Source organism: Fortiea sp. LEGE XX443 (genome assembly GCF_015206815.1).
Lineage (GTDB): Bacteria > Cyanobacteriota > Cyanobacteriia > Cyanobacteriales > Nostocaceae > Nostoc_B.
In genome coordinates this window covers 1-16,573 of sequence record NZ_JADEXZ010000011.1, presented here as the reverse complement: position 1 = coordinate 16,573, position 16,573 = coordinate 1, and the positions used below count along the sequence as shown (strand labels likewise).

General features: G+C 41.3%; 16 protein-coding genes. 10 read left to right on the top strand and 6 right to left on the bottom strand.

The window, feature by feature from the left end; genetic code table 11:
- Positions 1 to 250 precede the first annotated feature (250 nt).
- The 3 genes from bioB to IQ259_RS06860 form a co-directional block, all read right to left on the bottom strand.
- Positions 251 to 1,264, bottom strand: a complete 1,014-nt coding sequence (gene bioB / locus IQ259_RS06870) for a biotin synthase BioB (protein WP_193883060.1) — start codon at positions 1,262 to 1,264, stop codon at positions 251 to 253.
- A gap of 364 nt (positions 1,265 to 1,628) precedes the next feature.
- Positions 1,629 to 2,504, bottom strand: coding sequence for an NAD(P)-dependent oxidoreductase (locus tag IQ259_RS06865; RefSeq protein ID WP_193882908.1), 876 nt, complete (start codon positions 2,502 to 2,504; stop codon positions 1,629 to 1,631).
- Positions 2,505 to 2,628: 124 nt separating this feature from the next.
- Positions 2,629 to 3,372 (bottom strand): tetratricopeptide repeat protein, encoded by a 744-nt coding sequence (locus tag IQ259_RS06860; RefSeq protein ID WP_193882906.1) that lies wholly within the window; start codon positions 3,370 to 3,372, stop codon positions 2,629 to 2,631.
- Positions 3,373 to 3,631: 259 nt separating this feature from the next.
- Here IQ259_RS06860 and IQ259_RS06855 point away from each other — a divergent pair, with 259 nt between their 5' ends.
- The 8 genes from IQ259_RS06855 to IQ259_RS06825 all read left to right on the top strand — a co-directional run bounded on the left by IQ259_RS06855 (position 3,632) and on the right by IQ259_RS06825 (position 11,179).
- On the top strand, positions 3,632 to 4,315 hold the full coding sequence (locus tag IQ259_RS06855) for a response regulator transcription factor (protein WP_193882903.1): 684 nt from the start codon (positions 3,632 to 3,634) through the stop codon (positions 4,313 to 4,315).
- Positions 4,316 to 4,560: 245 nt separating this feature from the next.
- Entirely contained in the window at positions 4,561 to 5,826 is a 1,266-nt protein-coding gene (locus tag IQ259_RS06850; RefSeq protein ID WP_193882901.1) for a DUF4255 domain-containing protein, read from the top strand.
- A 141-nt stretch (positions 5,827 to 5,967) separates the two neighbouring features.
- Positions 5,968 to 6,093: a hypothetical protein gene (locus IQ259_RS27515; RefSeq protein WP_255525250.1), complete on the top strand. Its 126-nt coding sequence runs from the start codon at positions 5,968 to 5,970 to the stop codon at positions 6,091 to 6,093.
- A 94-nt stretch (positions 6,094 to 6,187) separates the two neighbouring features.
- Positions 6,188 to 6,412 carry a DUF433 domain-containing protein gene (locus tag IQ259_RS06845; RefSeq protein WP_193882899.1) on the top strand — a complete coding sequence of 75 codons (225 nt, stop codon included), beginning with the start codon at positions 6,188 to 6,190 and terminating at the stop codon, positions 6,410 to 6,412.
- Positions 6,409 to 6,750, top strand: a complete 342-nt coding sequence (locus tag IQ259_RS06840; RefSeq protein WP_193882897.1) for a DUF5615 family PIN-like protein — start codon at positions 6,409 to 6,411, stop codon at positions 6,748 to 6,750. The genes IQ259_RS06845 and IQ259_RS06840 overlap by 4 nt, the downstream gene beginning before the upstream one ends.
- Positions 6,751 to 6,840: 90 nt before the next feature.
- Positions 6,841 to 7,407 carry a Uma2 family endonuclease gene (locus IQ259_RS06835; RefSeq protein ID WP_193882895.1) on the top strand — a complete coding sequence of 189 codons (567 nt, stop codon included), beginning with the start codon at positions 6,841 to 6,843 and terminating at the stop codon, positions 7,405 to 7,407.
- A gap of 148 nt (positions 7,408 to 7,555) precedes the next feature.
- Complete coding sequence (locus IQ259_RS06830) at positions 7,556 to 9,544, top strand: DUF4157 domain-containing protein (RefSeq protein WP_193882892.1); 1,989 nt, start codon at positions 7,556 to 7,558, stop codon at positions 9,542 to 9,544.
- Positions 9,545 to 9,550: 6 nt separating this feature from the next.
- Positions 9,551 to 11,179 carry an SAM-dependent methyltransferase gene (locus IQ259_RS06825; RefSeq protein ID WP_193882890.1) on the top strand — a complete coding sequence of 543 codons (1,629 nt, stop codon included), beginning with the start codon at positions 9,551 to 9,553 and terminating at the stop codon, positions 11,177 to 11,179.
- Between the two features lie 85 nt (positions 11,180 to 11,264).
- Here IQ259_RS06825 and IQ259_RS06820 read toward each other — a convergent pair whose 3' ends face one another.
- The 3 genes from IQ259_RS06820 to petL form a co-directional block, all read right to left on the bottom strand.
- Positions 11,265 to 12,584, bottom strand: a complete 1,320-nt coding sequence (locus tag IQ259_RS06820; protein WP_193882888.1) for a D-alanyl-D-alanine carboxypeptidase — start codon at positions 12,582 to 12,584, stop codon at positions 11,265 to 11,267.
- An 893-nt stretch (positions 12,585 to 13,477) separates the two neighbouring features.
- Complete coding sequence (locus IQ259_RS06815) at positions 13,478 to 14,548, bottom strand: LOG family protein (RefSeq protein ID WP_193882886.1); 1,071 nt, start codon at positions 14,546 to 14,548, stop codon at positions 13,478 to 13,480.
- Positions 14,549 to 14,684: 136 nt separating this feature from the next.
- Positions 14,685 to 14,780, bottom strand: a complete 96-nt coding sequence (gene petL / locus IQ259_RS06810; protein ID WP_193882884.1) for a cytochrome b6-f complex subunit PetL — start codon at positions 14,778 to 14,780, stop codon at positions 14,685 to 14,687.
- Between the two features lie 156 nt (positions 14,781 to 14,936).
- Here petL and aroB point away from each other — a divergent pair, with 156 nt between their 5' ends.
- Together aroB and IQ259_RS06800 are read left to right on the top strand one after the other, a co-directional pair.
- Positions 14,937 to 16,049, top strand: a complete 1,113-nt coding sequence (gene aroB, locus IQ259_RS06805) for a 3-dehydroquinate synthase (protein WP_193882882.1) — start codon at positions 14,937 to 14,939, stop codon at positions 16,047 to 16,049.
- 26 nt (positions 16,050 to 16,075) lie between these two features.
- Positions 16,076 to 16,450, top strand: a complete 375-nt coding sequence (locus IQ259_RS06800; RefSeq protein ID WP_339383833.1) for a Uma2 family endonuclease — start codon at positions 16,076 to 16,078, stop codon at positions 16,448 to 16,450.
- The last annotated feature ends 123 nt before the right edge of the window (positions 16,451 to 16,573 follow it).

Sequence of the window (16,573 nt, the reverse complement as noted above, 5' to 3'; positions counted from 1 at the left end):
GGGGATTTTTTGTTGAGATAATGAAAGGGTGTGGATACCAGGGCAATACGGTTCGGTTAGGGGTTGTTCATGGCGATTTCTGGTTTGTAGAGACGCAATATTTTGAGCCACTGCGGTGGACGCTAAATCAGCCTTGCCACGCCACTACTGCTTGAATACCTTTTCTCTAAAATCGGGCAACACATTCAAACCCCACAACCCATACCAAATCAGAGTTTCTTAATTACGAATTACGAATTACAAATTGGTATTATCTCAACACAGCCGCAGGACTACCTACCTGATTTGGTCTTTGAGCAGGTGGACGCATTTCTAAGCCCAGCAAGTTCAACATTTCTTGGTCAGCATCATAATCTGGACAAGGTGTGGTGACAGTGAGCATTTTGTTGTCGTCGCTGGAAAAGATAGAATTAGCTCCTGCCATGAAGCAAAAGGCTTGTTCAACTTGAGAAAGTCTAGCGCGGCCAGCACTCAGACGCACGTCAGAATTTGGCATGACAATACGTGCTGTAGCAATCATCCGTACTACATCCCAAATAGGTACATCTGGCTGATTTTCTAGGGGTGTACCTTCAACTTGGGAAAGAATATTAATTGGGACTGACTCTGGATGGGGATTGAGGTTTGCCAGAGTGGATAACATCGATACACGGTCATCAGCGCTCTCGCCTAAACCCAGGATACCACCGGAGCAAACAGTCACATTAGTTTGTCGGACATTCTCAATTGTATTCAGGCGATCGCTATAAGTCCTAGTGGTAATAATTGTGCTGTAATAATCCTCGGAGGTGTCTAAGTTGTGGTTGTAAGCATACAATCCCGCTGTTTCTAATCGCTTGGCTTGGTCTGCTGTCAACATACCCAAGGTGCAGCAGACTTCTAAACCCATGTCGGTCACTTCTTTGACCATTTCCAGGACTGTTTCAAACTGAGAGTTATCCCGCACCTCCCGCCAAGCAGCACCCATGCAGACACGACTTACACCTTTTTGTTTAGCTGTTTGGGCAATATTCACTACTGTATCTTTGTCTAGAAGCGCCTGTGGTTTCACTTCTGTTTTGTAACGCGAAGATTGGGCGCAGTAGCTACAATCTTCAGGACAACCTCCAGTTTTAATGGAGATGAGTTTACAGACTTGTATTTGCTTTGGGTCGTGATATTGGCGATGCACACTAGCAGCTTGATAAATTAGCTCTAGCAATGGCATGTCGTAAATCTTCCGAATCTCTGCTTCCTGCCAATCGTAGCGTATTACCACCGACATCATCCTTCTTATTGACTGGATTAATTAATATCTGCCTTGTTGCTGAATTTCCTAAGGCTGTAGATACTTAGACATCAGCTTATCAAGATTTTGCTGGGATGGCAGAATAATGTCTGGTTACGTTAAGGATTTATTGTTCAGACCGCAGAGGGGTGCAGGGTGCAGGGTGCAGGAAGAAAAAGTAATTTACAAAACTTAGATAGGGCAACCTACGTATATTCCAAACATCAAATTGGATTACTGTAACTAGGTCGGTGTTAAAAATTGTCGTTATGACAAGGCAGGAGGCAGAGGGCAGAAGGGAAGAGGTTTTCAAGCTACTTTACTTTCCGTTACATAGTTCGGTTTATTTGCACCTTTCTACTTATAACTGATTTGCTATTTTTTCTAATTCTTCTTTTACAGACAAAGGTTGATAGCCCAACTCAAAAGCTTTAGAACTATCTAAGGAAACATCTGCTGGTCTGGGTGCTGACATTTTTACATCTTTTTGCCGACAGCTTTTTAGCCCTATGGATGGCAGTTTAAATACTTCGACTAATAACGATCCAAAATCATAACGTGAAATTCGTTCTTTTCCTCCTAAATGAATGATACCATTCACTTTTTCTAAGGCTAATAATAATCCTTTCGCGGCTGTTGTGCCACTGGCTGGTGTGCGGAGTTCATCAATAAATAAATTTAATTCTTTTTCTTCTTTTAAAGTTTGAATAAATGCTTGAATAAAGCTCTGTGCTGTAGGTGTGGCGCTACCAAATAATAAGGGCATTCGACAAACTGCGGTCATGGGATATCGCTCTAGCATACCCATTTCTGCCATGACTTTTTGCTCACCATAAATATTGATGGGGCATACAGGTGCAGTTTCATTATAAGGAGGATTTAAGCCATTGAATACTTGATCTGTTGATGTAAACGCACAAGGTATACAATCATCAGCACATAGTCCAGCTATATTGCAAGATGCTGTGACATTAACTGCATGTGATTCTTGAGGATAAATTTGGCAAAAATTTGGTTGTGAGTGTGCAGCCGTATGAATAACTGCGGCTGGATTAATGTCACTAAATGCTTGCTTTAAATCTTGAAAGTCAGTTAAGTTGACTTTCAGTATTTTGATTCCCGGAATTTCGATAAAATGTGAGTAATATGTACTATAAACTTCCCATTCTTGTTTTGCTAATTGGCAAAGATGCCATCCCAAAAAACCACTGGCCCCGGTAATCAATAATTTTTTCATGTATTATTTCCGATCGCAGTGAGCAAAGCAACGCAGAGATTAGATGCAGTTAATTCAAATTATATCCTGCAACTTGCCTGATATCATATGTTGTCACTTATACTTTATGGCAGTTCAGCGTTAGCTATTGAATTAATTGCTGAAATCTTTGATCATTACGTACTTTGTTAAAATCTGGATCTGTTTTCGCTAGTTGTTGGTATTTTCTTGGAACTAGCCGGATGGCTGTTTTCAGGTTGGCAATTGCTAATCCTACTTTGTTTTGTAAAGCATAAGTACAAGCTCTGTTGTAATATGCTTCCGGCTTATTTGGCTGGATAGCGATCGCTTTATCGTATGATACTAATGCTTCTGGATAACGTTGCAGTTTTGTCAAGGCTATCCCTCGGTTAATCCAGGCTTCTTGCTTATTTGGTTTAATTGCGATCGCTTGATCATAAGCTGCAAGTGCATCTGTATAACTTTGCAATGAGACTAAAGCATTGCCCCGGTTGTACCAAGCTTCATCCTTATCTGGTTTAATTGCGATCGCTTGATCATATGATACTAGTGCTTCTTTGTGTTTTTGTAATTTTGTCAAAGCTATACCTCGGTTAATCCAGACATCAGCACTTTCTGGTTTGAAGGCGATCGCTTTATCGTATACTGCTATAGCATCTTGGTAGTGTTGCCCGTCTAAAAGTTTATTGCCTTGATGAAATAAATTTTCTGCCTTTTGACTAGTTTTTGCTTCTGTCAGCAACTGAGAAACATTAGTTTTTTGTACTACTTGCTGGGTATTTTCTATTGATGATTCTGCTTTGTTATCGCAGCCAGATGTGAAGCAAATAATCAAGCCAGAGACGGCGAAGCAGCGCCAAAAGACCATGCTATACCTACAGAACTCTTAATTTGATGTTATGTTATTTTGATATTTATTAATAGTATCAGAAAAGACTGTGATTTTTTCATTAATTTGCTTATCGGTGTCATAACCTATCATTTCAATCCCTTTTTTATCTCTTTGTAACAAATCGAGGCAACATTTGTCTGCTGTGTGGCGATATTCACGTAAGTATTGATAAAATCTAAAAAAGAATTAGCATGTTTGTGCGCGATCGCACATTTGATATACCAGGCAAACTACCATGAATACGAAAAAAGAGCTAATTTCTATCTTGCTTGTCGATGACGAACCACATTTTCGTCAAGGTATACGCACCTTATTAAACTTTTATAATAATAGTAGTAATCTAGGTTTGAATGTTATTGGAGAAGCAGCATCGGTTGAGCAAGCAGTAAAATTAACAACTGAACAACATCCGGCTTTAATATTATTAGATTTAGAATTACCTCCAGAAGATGGGATTACAGCACTGCACCGTCTGAGTGAATTATCTTATAACGGTAAAGTATTAATTTTGTCGGCTCATCAGCAAGATGAATGGATATTTAGAGCTATGCAAGCTGGTGCTTGTGGTTATGTATTTAAAGACCAATTAGCAACTCAATTATGTGAAGCTATCACCACAGTAATTAATAATCAAGTCTATTTACCAGCAGATATCGCAACAGCATTTTTTAGGTTGTTTCACTATTACACAGGACACTCATTAAATTCTAGTAATAATTGTATTCATTTGACCGAAAGAGAACAAGAAGTTTTAAATTGGTTAGTCCAAGGGGCTTCTAACGAGCAAATTGCCGGAAATCTATATATTACAGTCGCCACAGTCAAAGCACACTTAACAGCTATCTTTGAAAAATTAAGTGTTACCAGCCGCACTCAAGCAATAGTTAAAGCGTTAAAACTAGGTTTAGTTTGCCCATAATTAAGCGCTGAATAATGTTGAGTTAATGACAAGGAGTTGATAAAAAAATGTTGCGAGATAAGTTGTTAGTTACCGTTCAATTCAAATCATTAAGTCTAACTTAAATGTCACCCTTTAATCATTGCATGAAATGAATAATGGTGCGTTACGGATTTCATCATAACGCACCCTACAATACTTAATTTTTTTCATAAATCAAACCGGATTTCTATATAATAATTCACTCAGCCCTCAGCACTATAACAATGAGCAACTATTTAGCCATCGCCACTGTCACCGCAACTTTGCAAAGAACATTGCAAGCTAGTGTCCAATTAGATGTGGATGGTGCGCGGGTGACAACTGTTAGACCCGATCGCCTCAATGGTGCTACACCAGAAGCAGGAGTGAATGTATATCTTTACGATATTTTGCTCAATAGTGCTTGGCGCAGTGCTGATTTAAGACAACGCCACTCCGATGAAAAATATACCAAGCGATCGCAAACAGGTTTAGATTTGTACTACTTGCTAACCTGCTACGGTAACGATGTGGAGTTAGAACCGCAGCGCCTCATGGGTAGCATCGTCCGCACACTCAATAGTAAATCGATGATCACACAAGAGATGATTCGGGAAACAGTAGCCGATTCAACTTTCACATTTTTAGCCGATTCTAATCTAGCGGAACAAGTAGAAGCGATCGCAATTTCCCCCGTTGATATGAATATAGAAGAAATTTCAAAAATTTGGACGGTATTTTTTCAAACACCATACTCCCTATCATTGGGCTATAAAGCCAGTGTCATCTTAATCGATAGTGGTGATATACCGAAAAAACCTTTACCTGTACGCAACATTCAGCGTCATGTTACACCATACCAACCAGCGATCGCTCACATCAAGGTAGCAGAAGAACTATCCAAACTCTGGCAAACCCAAAACGCCACAACACCATTAATTCTCGCAACCAGTACCTTGTTAATTCAAGGCAACAAGTTAAACGCAGATATCACTCAAGTCCGCATTGGTAACGTCACAGCAACCCCACAAACTGTCACCGAAAAGCAAATTACCTTAGATATCTCCACCATCCCCATACAATCATTACGGGCTGGTGTCCAGAGTTTACAGGTAATTCATCCCCAGCAACAGGTTAGCTCAAATGTTCTCCCTATTTTGCTGCGCCCAACCATTCAAGAAATTACTATATCTAATTTACATGGTAGAGGTAATGATCCGCGATCGGCTGATATCAACGTCAAAGTCAACTTCACCATTGATAAAACACAGCAAGTAACTTTAGTTTTAACAGAACTGTCATTCACCCAATTTACCGGATATTCCTTCGAGCAAACTAAGAATCGCCGCAACAACACCAACTCAATCACCTTTGCGATTACCGATTGTTTACCAGGAAACTATTTAGTCCGCTTGGTTGTAGATGGTGCAGAAAGTTTACTCTCAGTTGATACAGATCCCAACAGTCCCACATTTGAAAGTTATATTGGCCCTGTAGTAGCGATCGCCTGATCTTGTAGAGTGTGAAGTGCGAAGTGCGATCGCTCTCTCTATTCTCACCAAAAATGCGATCATTGTTGTCGGTTGAGTGCGATCGCCTGATCTTGTAGGGTGCGTTAACGAAGTAACGCACCGTATTGTTGCTAATATTCGGTGTGTTACGCGATCGCTAACACACCCTACGTTTATCATGGTGCGATCGCCGATCTTGTAACGCACCATTTTTATGTGAAAAAGACTCATGCTGAGTGCGATCGCTATTTCATCATTTATGATTGAAAAGTGCGACTACTCCTCTTACCCTGGTACGTTATCCAAACACACATTTTTCGTATCCCCTCAATTACTATCAGACCAAAACGAAGAAAAACCTATGAATAGTTGTATCACTATTGATCCAGATATTTGTAATGGACGACCCATAATTGCAGGTACTCGAATTCCCGTACAAACCATCATGGAGTTTTTGGGAGCAGGCGACTCGGTTGAAGAAGTCCTTGAAGAATATCCTTCCCTAACACGAGAAAATATTTATGCTTGTATTCAATTTGCAGCCAAATTGATGGCTAATCATTATGAAATCAGAAAAGTGGCATGAATGGATTTTTATTTGACGAAAACTTACCTTCTAAAATTCAATTTACGCCATCGCTACCAATTATTCATGCTTCGGTGTTAGGAAAAAGTCCAAGCGATACGGAAATTTGGCAATATGGTAAAGATCAAAACCTAGTAATTGTCACCAAAGATGCTGATTTTTCAGATCGACTGATGCTTGATACCTCACCCCCCAAAGTAATCCATCTTCGCTTTGGGAATATGCGAAAGCGTGAATTTCACGAATTTTTAGCCCGTATTTGGCCACAAATTGAAGCCTTAATTATTAACCACAAGCTAATTAACGTTTATCGAGAGCAAATGGAAATATTTAAGTAGTGCGATAGTATCGCTCCATAATTTAAAATAGCGATCGCTCCCACCGTCACCCTGCTAAACTAAAATCACACCCCGCAATCTTCAGGAGCCATGAGCGCCACAACTAGCAAAACTCTTGCCCTAGAAGAGTTTCTGAAGCTCCCAGAAACCAAACCAGCCAGCGAATATATCAACGGTGAGATTATTCAAAAACCAATGCCGAAAGGAAAGCATAGTCGGTTGCAGTTAAAGTTGTGCAATAGCATCAACGACGTTGCAGAAAATCAACAGATTGCCTATGCTTTCCCGGAATTACGTTGCAGTTTTGGTACACGCTCAATTGTACCTGATGTAGCAGTTTTCCAATGGTCACGTATTCCCTTTGATGCGGATGGGGAAGCACCCAACGATTTTTTACTGTGTCCCGATTGGACAATTGAAATCCTCTCCCCAGATCAGAGTTCCAACAAAGTAATTGGTAATATTCTTTACTGCTTAAAATATGGTTGTCAGCTTGGTTGGTTAATTGATCCAAGCGATCGCTCCATTCTTGTTTTTTCTCCAAATCAACAACCAGAATTGTTGCAGAGTAGCGATCGCTTATCAAGCTTACGAGAAATCGACCTAAATCTTTCAGTAGAGCAGATTTTTAGTTGGTTGAAGATGACAGAAAGTTAGTAAATCATGGCGATCACTATATGAATAATAGTATCAATAGTGGCGATCGCTATTTTTCTTCAGTAAGATAGTGCCAAAATTTTACAATACCTCTGCCGCAAAACCACAGTAACTCCTATGCTGGCACAAAAATATCTGGAGTATAAATATGTATAAAAGACAACACAGAACAGGTAAAGCGTCTGCAAATCACTCTGACGCATCAACCAATCAATTCGCTCCACGTCGCTTTGTTGTCCAGCCTCAAACCGAAGAACCAGAACAAACACCCGATTTACAAGCTAAATCACCAACAACAGAAACATCTAGTAACAACTTAGCCAATATCCCCATTTTTCTCCCTGGATATCAACCGCCGCCACCACCAAGAGTGCAGATGAAACTCACCATCGGTGAACCAGGAGATAAATATGAACAAGAAGCAGACAAACTAGCAGCAGATGTGGTGCAACGGATTAATGCGCCTAAGAATGATCAAGTTCAGCGCTCAGAACAGCAAGAAGACGAAGACGAACTGCAAATGAAACCCCTCTCTGCTACTATTCAGCGTTCAGAACAGGCAGAATATGAAGACGAATTGCAAATGAAACTATTGGTGCAGCGTCAGTCTATTACAGGTGGTATGCCTGCAACACCGGATTTAGAGGAGTCGATACAACAGTCCAGAAATAGCGGACAGCCACTAGGAGAGAGTGTCCGGGAACCAATGGAACAAGCTTTTGGCTCTGATTTCAGTGGAGTGAAGATACACACAGATGCTCAATCTGATCAGTTAAATCAATCAATCCAAGCAAAAGCCTTTACAACAGGACAAGATATCTTCTTTCGACAAGGAGCATACCAGCCAGAGAGTCGAGGAGGACAAGAGTTGATTGCCCATGAATTAACTCATGTGGTGCAACAAGGTGGGGCAGAAAGCATTCAGAGAGAAACATCTCAACCATCATCATCATCACTAGCTGAAAAGCTCGGTTTGATGATGAAGCCAACAACAAACATCACTGAATCAGAAGCAATCTCTCCTAAGAGTAAAAGCATACCGACAAAGTCAATAGTGCAACAGTCGTATGTAGCTCGGAAACAAGCGAGTAGTAATTCTGGTACATGTACAGCAAAAGCTTCACCAAACCTGCTTCAGAGGGCAATTACCTTCCAAGGTAACGACAATCTCAATACCCTCCAAACTACTTACCCCAATCAACTGGCAGAAATCAATGGCTGGGATGCCAGCCCCTACACTGCTACCTATGCTGACAATGCTGGTGTGCTAACGTGGACGCTTGATCAAAATTCAAACGCTGCGATCGATCTCATCGTTACCAGTATGCTACAAAACAATGCAGCAGCATGGAGTGGAACAAGTGCTACCGCTGGAGAAATCTGGACATTGGTAAGTGATCCCACTGTTGTCGGGCTAAATCGAGATGATGCGGCGCAACTCTTCCGAACTCATCTCATGCTACACACTCATGGAGCTACTCTAGCTGAAGCTATTGGTAACCTTCATGGAAACGTTCGAGCTGCGAAACTTAATGCTATAGCAACAACGGTTGGGGATAGTATTGGCAGACCGGTAATTGAAGGTGATGTTCCGCAAAATGCAATAAATGACCCAAATTATCTTAGAGGATGGGCTGAACAAGGTTGGAATTTCATTAATCTTATGTGGGGCGGTATCGAAAATCAAAATCACAAGAATAACTTCATTTATCATGCCTTCGATCACAACAAGGGTTATAACAGGTCTATAAACTTTATACTAGACTGGCAGCCTCCAGAAGAACACGGAGGCGGTGACGTAGGTGCAGCTACGCTAATCGCACATTATTTCGACGACTATTCAACGAAAATAACCCAAGACACTCTTCCAGCATTGAATGATTTTCTTAGAAGTGCAACAGGGCGATTTCTGGTAAGAGCTATTAATGATGAAACTTATACATTGGAGCAAGTGCCAGAAGATCCTACTCCAAATACAAATACACTCGTTGCTGATTATCGCCTTGATAATGGATCAGTAATTGATAGGGAAAATCTTCCAAGACGAAGTCAAATAGTCAGAGATAACGACAATCGCCGATGGGAGATACTGTCTGTTTCGGGTGGCATTTTTGGGTTGACTCTAGTGGTGGAGTAATTTTTAATGTCTATCATGACCAACCCCATTCCCTCCATTGCCTCCCAAACCTCAGTTTTAGAAGCAAAACAACGCCTCTCTCAATCCCTGCTCTGGACTTTGCAGCGGAATTTTTTTGCACAGCAAGGCATCCAAGCCTGGAGTCAGAGGATAGTTCCTCAGTACATCACCAGCAATCCCTTTATTGCCCGCGCCTATGCCAAAATAGTCTTGAGCTTTTTGCAGGAGGCGATCGCTTGTGAAAATCTCAACTCTACTCCATCCCATACCAAAGCTCCCTTTTATATCATTGAGTTGGGGGCGGGTTCGGGGCGCTTCGCTTATTATTTTCTCAAACAATTTTTAGCGACTATTCAGCATTCGGTACTGAAGAATATTTCATTCAAATACATCATGACTGATTTTGCCGATCGCACCATCGACTATTGGCAAGCTCACTCATATTTGCAACCTTTTGTTAATCAAAACTATCTGGACTTTGCTCATTTTGATGTTGAACAATTTCAAGAAATTGTGCTGAAAAAAAGTGGAGAAATTCTCAGCCCAGAGACAATTAAAAAGCCGATCATCGTGCTGGCAAATTATTTCTTCGACAGCATTCCTCAAGATGCTTTTTACATCAAAGAAGGGCAAATTCACGAATGGCTGATTACCTTACTTTCTCCCCAGCATGAAACCAATCTATCAGACCCAGAGCTACTTGATCGCGTAATCGTTGATTTTTCCTGTCAGCCAATCAATAAAAATTATTACAATGATGCCGATTTGGATGGGTTGCTGAACGATTACTCAAAGCGACTGGTAGAGACAGTGATTCCGTTCCCTATCGCTGCTCTGCAATGTCTGCGCTACTTTCGCCAACTTTCTCAAGATCGTCTGCTAGTGTTGTCAGGAGATCGAGGCTACACTTGCGACGAAGCATTAGAAGGGCTGCAAAAGCCTGAAATCAGGATACATGGAAGTTTTTCCATGATGGTTAACTATCATGCACTAGGGGAATACGTACTCCGTCAGGGAGGTCAAACCTTACACCCTCAATGCGGTCATTCCCACCTAAACATCTCTGCATTTATTCTTGGTAATTCCTCTAACGGCTGGGTGGAAACCCACCGAGCTTATACAGAAACAATTGAACAATTTGGCCCTGATGATTTTTTTACTTTGAAAGAAGGGTTTGAGAAAATTTACAACTCCTATACTCTTCCCCAACTTTTGGCATACCTGAAGTTAAGTGGCTGGGATCACATTATCTTTCTGGGATGTTTTCCCCGTCTGCTCGATCAGATTGGCGCTATCACCCAATTGGAGCGCCAGCAGCTATATCAAGCCATTCAGCAGGTTTGGAACATCTACTATCCTATTGGTGAACAGCACGATCTGGCATTCTCTCTGGGAGTTCTACTCTTCGGAATACAATATTACGCTGAAGCACTTGACTTTTTCCAACTTTCCATTAATGACTACGGACTAGATGCTAGTACGTTAGTTAACATGAGCCAATGTCATTACAATCTTGGGCAATTAGACACGGCACTACTTTATATTAACCAAGCTTTGGAATTAGACCAAACTCTAGAAATGGCTAAGAGTATGCGAAATAAGATTCAGGCGGAAATTGATCGCAGTATGAGATGAGTGCGATCGCCTCTTTTCATAAATTTTATACACACAGGCAATCTTACTGATTTGGTCTATATGGTTTTGAGAGCGATCGCTTCTACTAACCTCCAAACAAAATTTCGTTGCGACTAGTAGCGCCTAGTTCTGGTAAAGAGTTAGTGGGTGAGTGGGGAGTAATAGCTGTGGGAATTGCGGCAACTACATCTAGTTCTTTAACAAGACTTTGCAACAATTTGTCTTGTTCTATGCGGTAATTTGACACGTAAGGGCCACGATTTAGAATAGCAAACCAAACCAAACCGCGATCGCGTGTAGGTACAACTCCCGCCAATGCACTGACATTGTTGAGAGTACCAGTTTTCATCACAGTACCAACAGGCATATGTCTGCGGTTTAATGTGCCGCGATGATCAAACCCAGACACAGGAAATAAATCTGCTAAATTCAGTTCGTGTACAGATGCTTGCTGTTGAAGAGCCATTAACATTGCACAAGCAGCTCTGGGAGAAATTCGATTTTCTGTGCCGAGTCCAGAACCATTAATTAATTGAATTTCTGACTCAGGTACTCTAGCAAGATAGGCCGCAGTTGTTTGCACTACACCCGCACCTCCTACCGATTCTGCCAACATTTGTGCAATTTCATTATTGCTGTAAACGTTCATTTCTTTGATTATTTGGTGCAAGGGCAAAGATTTGTGACGCACCAGCAAAGTTTGTTGGGGAGGCTGTGGGGCAAATTTGATAGTACCTGTAATTACTACTTCTGGCTTGGGTGTGCCTTTGGGCATGATGGAGTAGATATAATTCGCCGGACGAGTCCAAGTTTTATGATTCAGCGCTTGCTTAACCATTTGTCCAGCCAGGAGCGGGTGACGTTGAAAATTCATGGCGAAATTGCCTGTAATTAGCAAATTGCCTTTTACCTGCTTAATACCCAATTTATTCAGTGTATTGCCAAGAGCGATCGCTTCTTCCCATACAAACATCGGGTCGCCACCACCCGCAATCACCAAATCACCTTGCAATACACCATTGACTACTGTCCCTGTAGTCCCAATCAAAGTTTCAAATTGATGTTCTGCTCTCCAAGTTTTCAAAGCAACTAAAGAAGTAGCAATCTTGGTTAAAGAAGCAGCCGGGAGAGGTGTTGTACCTTGATAATTAGCCATGAGTATCGGCCCCGACTGTAACCAAATTCCCTGACTCTCGGCTAAATTTTGGGCGACTAACTTAGATTTGATTAGTTCTTGTAAGTATTTTTGTACTGTATTCACCCCAGTTGGATTGGGATCAGAAGCCAGAACCAAGCCAGGGTTTACTTGCCCAGCCAATGCCTCTAAAGCATCAGAAGGCTTGATTTCGACTCCAGCCATTTCCAGCCACAGAGAAACCAAACCTGAACTCAATAATTCCAGCATTTCTCACTCCCCAATTTCTAAGATGTGATCTGTGATTTACTGTGCTAATATACAGACTTTTTTATGCTAATCAGCATTGGGTAATCATAACTGGTCTGTTGCTGTTGTGGTAGTAAGTAGAAGATTTTTGTATTTGTTATTTATTTGACTTGACAATTGATTTATCGTTTTAATGTTGCTGTATATACCAACCTTAAAATAAATAACGCTGGGACTAATATTTATAGCAACACCCACATAATTTAACCTAAAAAATTTCAAAATTAATTCAAAAAATTTTGCTTTTCTGATAAAAGTTTTTCGGTGTTTGAGGCGGAGAATTAGATAGATACACTCACTGGAATTTTTATGTCACTTTTAACAGATGCGCTGTCAGGAATCGCAACTTAAGTAGTTAAACATAATTAATTACACAATGTCATTGCGTTCGCAGAGCGTGTCGTAGACAAGCAATCCCACAGTCTTCAATATTAACAAGTTGATGGGATTGCCACGCTCCACTTCGTTGCGCTCGCAATGACAAGCAAAAAAGTGGGATGCTCCCGTCGCGCACTCTCCTAAGCTAATCGTCATTTAAATTGCACCATCTTCATGGTAATCAAAGCTGCAAACCCTCTCCCTTGCTCCCTGCTCCCCTGCGGCCTCAATGTGCAAATTAAATGCTTAACAGCTTATTCGTAAGGTGAGGTTTGGGGAAGGGTTATTTTGTAGTTGATTAAAATTTGTGTTATGGTGTCGCTTTACACATTTTCCCTACTTCCAACTCATGATTCATTGCCGCCAATTGCCCAAGTATCATGTAGGGTGCGTTAGGCTAAAGCCATAATACACCCTGCTGTAATAGCATTTATGGTGTTAGTTGTTTAGTGCGATCGCAATACAACCACCAAAAACTACTTTCTTTCTGGATGTGATATCTCTTCTTGGGAAGGAGTACCCATTTGATTAATAGTGGCAATCATTTGATACAAACGCCCTAAATCGCGTTGATTGAAGTACAGAATGAGGCGAGGTAGTTCTAAAGTTTCATCTTGATTTTCTTGAGGTAATGCTTGACTTTTTTCAATCCGTCCTTTTACCAGAATGTCATTGAACTCAGCATTAAGTTGTTCTACCTCAGCATCTGATAAATCGCAATTTAGGCGAATCACTAACTGATTACTTACGTAGCGGCTGGAGTGATAAACCTGATAAAAACCCGTGATGGCGTTGCAAGCTACTTCTAGGTTATCTGTAACAGTGTAAAGACTGGGGTCTTCCGGACTCACAAGACCTTTCTGCACCAGTTGTTGATCGATATAGTCGCTCCAAGATTGCCAATAATCCCCACCAGGGTGATCGATTAAAACTAAAGGTACAGGGCCAAATTTCCCAGTCTGGCTTAATGTCATGCACTCAAAAGCTTCATCTTGAGTGCCAAATCCACCAGGAAATAACGCAACGGCATCACTTTCTTTGAGGAGGAATAGTTTACGGGTGAAAAAATATTTAAAGTGAATCAGCTTGGGATCACCTTCAATAATCGGGTTTGCCTGCTGTTCAAAGGGTAATTGAATATTTAAACCAAAAGAATTTTCTCGTCCAGCGCCTTCGTGTCCCGCCTGCATAATACCGCCACCACCACCTGTCATCACCATAAATCCCAATTTAGTTACAGCACGACCAAACTCTAGCGCCATTTGGTATTCTGGCGTTTCTGGCAACAGGCGAGCAGAACCAAAGATAGTTACTTTACGGACATGTCGGTAGTTGTAAAATAACTCGAAACCTCGCTCCATATCTGCTAAAGCAGCCGATAATATCTTCCAATCAAGACGCTCAATGTCACTATCAGCCAGGCGGACTATGGTAGCCAGTGCCTGTTGGATGTACTGCCGATGTTTTAACGTCGGTAGGCGATCGATTAATTCAGCGATATCCGCTTGTAGAGACTCTAATGTGTCAAACGAGGCAGATGAGGTCATGAGAACTGCTGGCACAATGGCACTACATTGTACCTAATTTTGGGGTGCTATTTACAATCTTTTCTCAAAGAGTATCCTTGTCAGTCCAGTAGGGTGTGTTAGGCGTAAGCCATAACGCACCTTGACTGGAGAGAAATTAGAGGATCTTAGCAGCACGTAGACCGAACAACAGACCCGCTGCTAATGCTGTAAATAAAGCCAAAAAGCCTATGTAAGCAACTACTCCAAACATTTTGATGCTTCTCCACAATGTTTCACTACATTTATTGAATCATTAGTTATTGGTCAATGGTCAATAGTCATTTGTTTTTCCCCTGCGCTTCTGCCTCTTTTTTTTCGCCAGATTGCGTTAAAATACAAGCCCACGGGCGCTTTTTAGGGTTGGGCAATGACTTCTATCATTAATGTTAATTTACCGCAGCAGTCTTACGAGATTGCGATCGCACCTGCAAGTTTAGATCAACTTGGTCAAAGTATGGCCAATCTCCATCTGGGACAGAAAGTACTTTTAGTTTCTAATCCTAGTATTTTCAAGCATTATGGACAAAGAGCGATCGCATCACTAACATCGGCAGGATTTGATGTGGCCAGTTATTGCTTACCAGCCGGGGAACGCTACAAAACCCTCAATTCTATCCAAAAACTGTACGATGTCGCTTTAGAAAACCGCCTCGAACGTTCCTCCACGATGGTAGCGTTGGGGGGAGGCGTGATTGGTGACATGACTGGTTTTGCTGCTGCAACTTGGCTGCGAGGAATTAACGTTGTCCAAGTACCTACAACTCTTTTAGCAATGGTAGACTCTGCTATTGGTGGTAAAACAGGTGTGAATCATCCCAATGGCAAAAACTTGATTGGTGCATTCCATCAACCAAGTTTAGTATTAATTGACCCGGAAGTATTGAAAACTCTACCTATGCGCGAGTTTCGTGCAGGTATGGCAGAAGTTATTAAATATGGTGTGATTTGGGATGCTGAATTATTTGCCCAAATGGAAGCAAGTAAACACCTCAATCAACTCCGTTACATGCAGCCGGAATTATTAAACGAAATATTAACTCGCTCTTGTCAAGCCAAAGCAGATGTTGTAGGCAAAGATGAAAAAGAAGGCGGACTGCGAGCGATTTTGAATTACGGACACACTATCGGTCATGCCATAGAAAGCTTGACAGGTTATCGATTAGTTAATCATGGAGAAGCTGTTGCGATCGGTATGGTAGCTGCTGGACAAATTGCTGTCAATTTAGGCATGTGGCAGCAAGCAGAAACAGACCGTCAAAATGCCATCATTCAAAAAGCAGGTTTACCAACACAACTACCCGCTGGTGTAGATATTGCAGCAATTATTGATGCGTTGCAACTAGATAAAAAAGTCAAAGCCGGGAAAGTTCGGTTTGTGTTACCAACTCAAATTGGTGTAGTGACAGTTACCGACCAAGTACCAGCAGATATCATCCAGCAAGCATTACAGGGAATGCAATCAATTACTCAATTACAATAAAAACTAACTAAAAGCTGGTTTGCGCTATGATTCTCCAAGCCAAAAATCAACTGACCTTACAAGAGTTCTTACATCTTCCTCCTGGTGAGGGAGATACTACCTACGAACTTGTGGAAGGTCAAGCTATTGCGAAAATGCCACCGAAAAAATTCCACTCTAAACTAACTCGCGCTTTACTTAATTTAATTGAGCAATTGTGTGCAACTAAAGGGGAAGTGTGTCCAGAATTAGCTGTATCTTTAACTCGTGACGGACAAGATTGGGTTCCTGTACCTGATATTGTGTATATCTCGAATGAACGTTTACCCTCCGACTGGGAAAAAGAAGGAGTATGTTCCGTTCCGCCAGATTTAGTGATTGAAATTATTTCACCAGGACAAACCTTTGGTGCAATGATGTAAGGATTCAGGTAACAGAGTATTGACAAAGGGGACAGTTGAGGTGGAGTATCACAAATATGAACCAAAACCTGCCTCAAGAACTAGAAAAAGAAAGTTTGGGCCAGTTATCCAAAGAAGAACTGG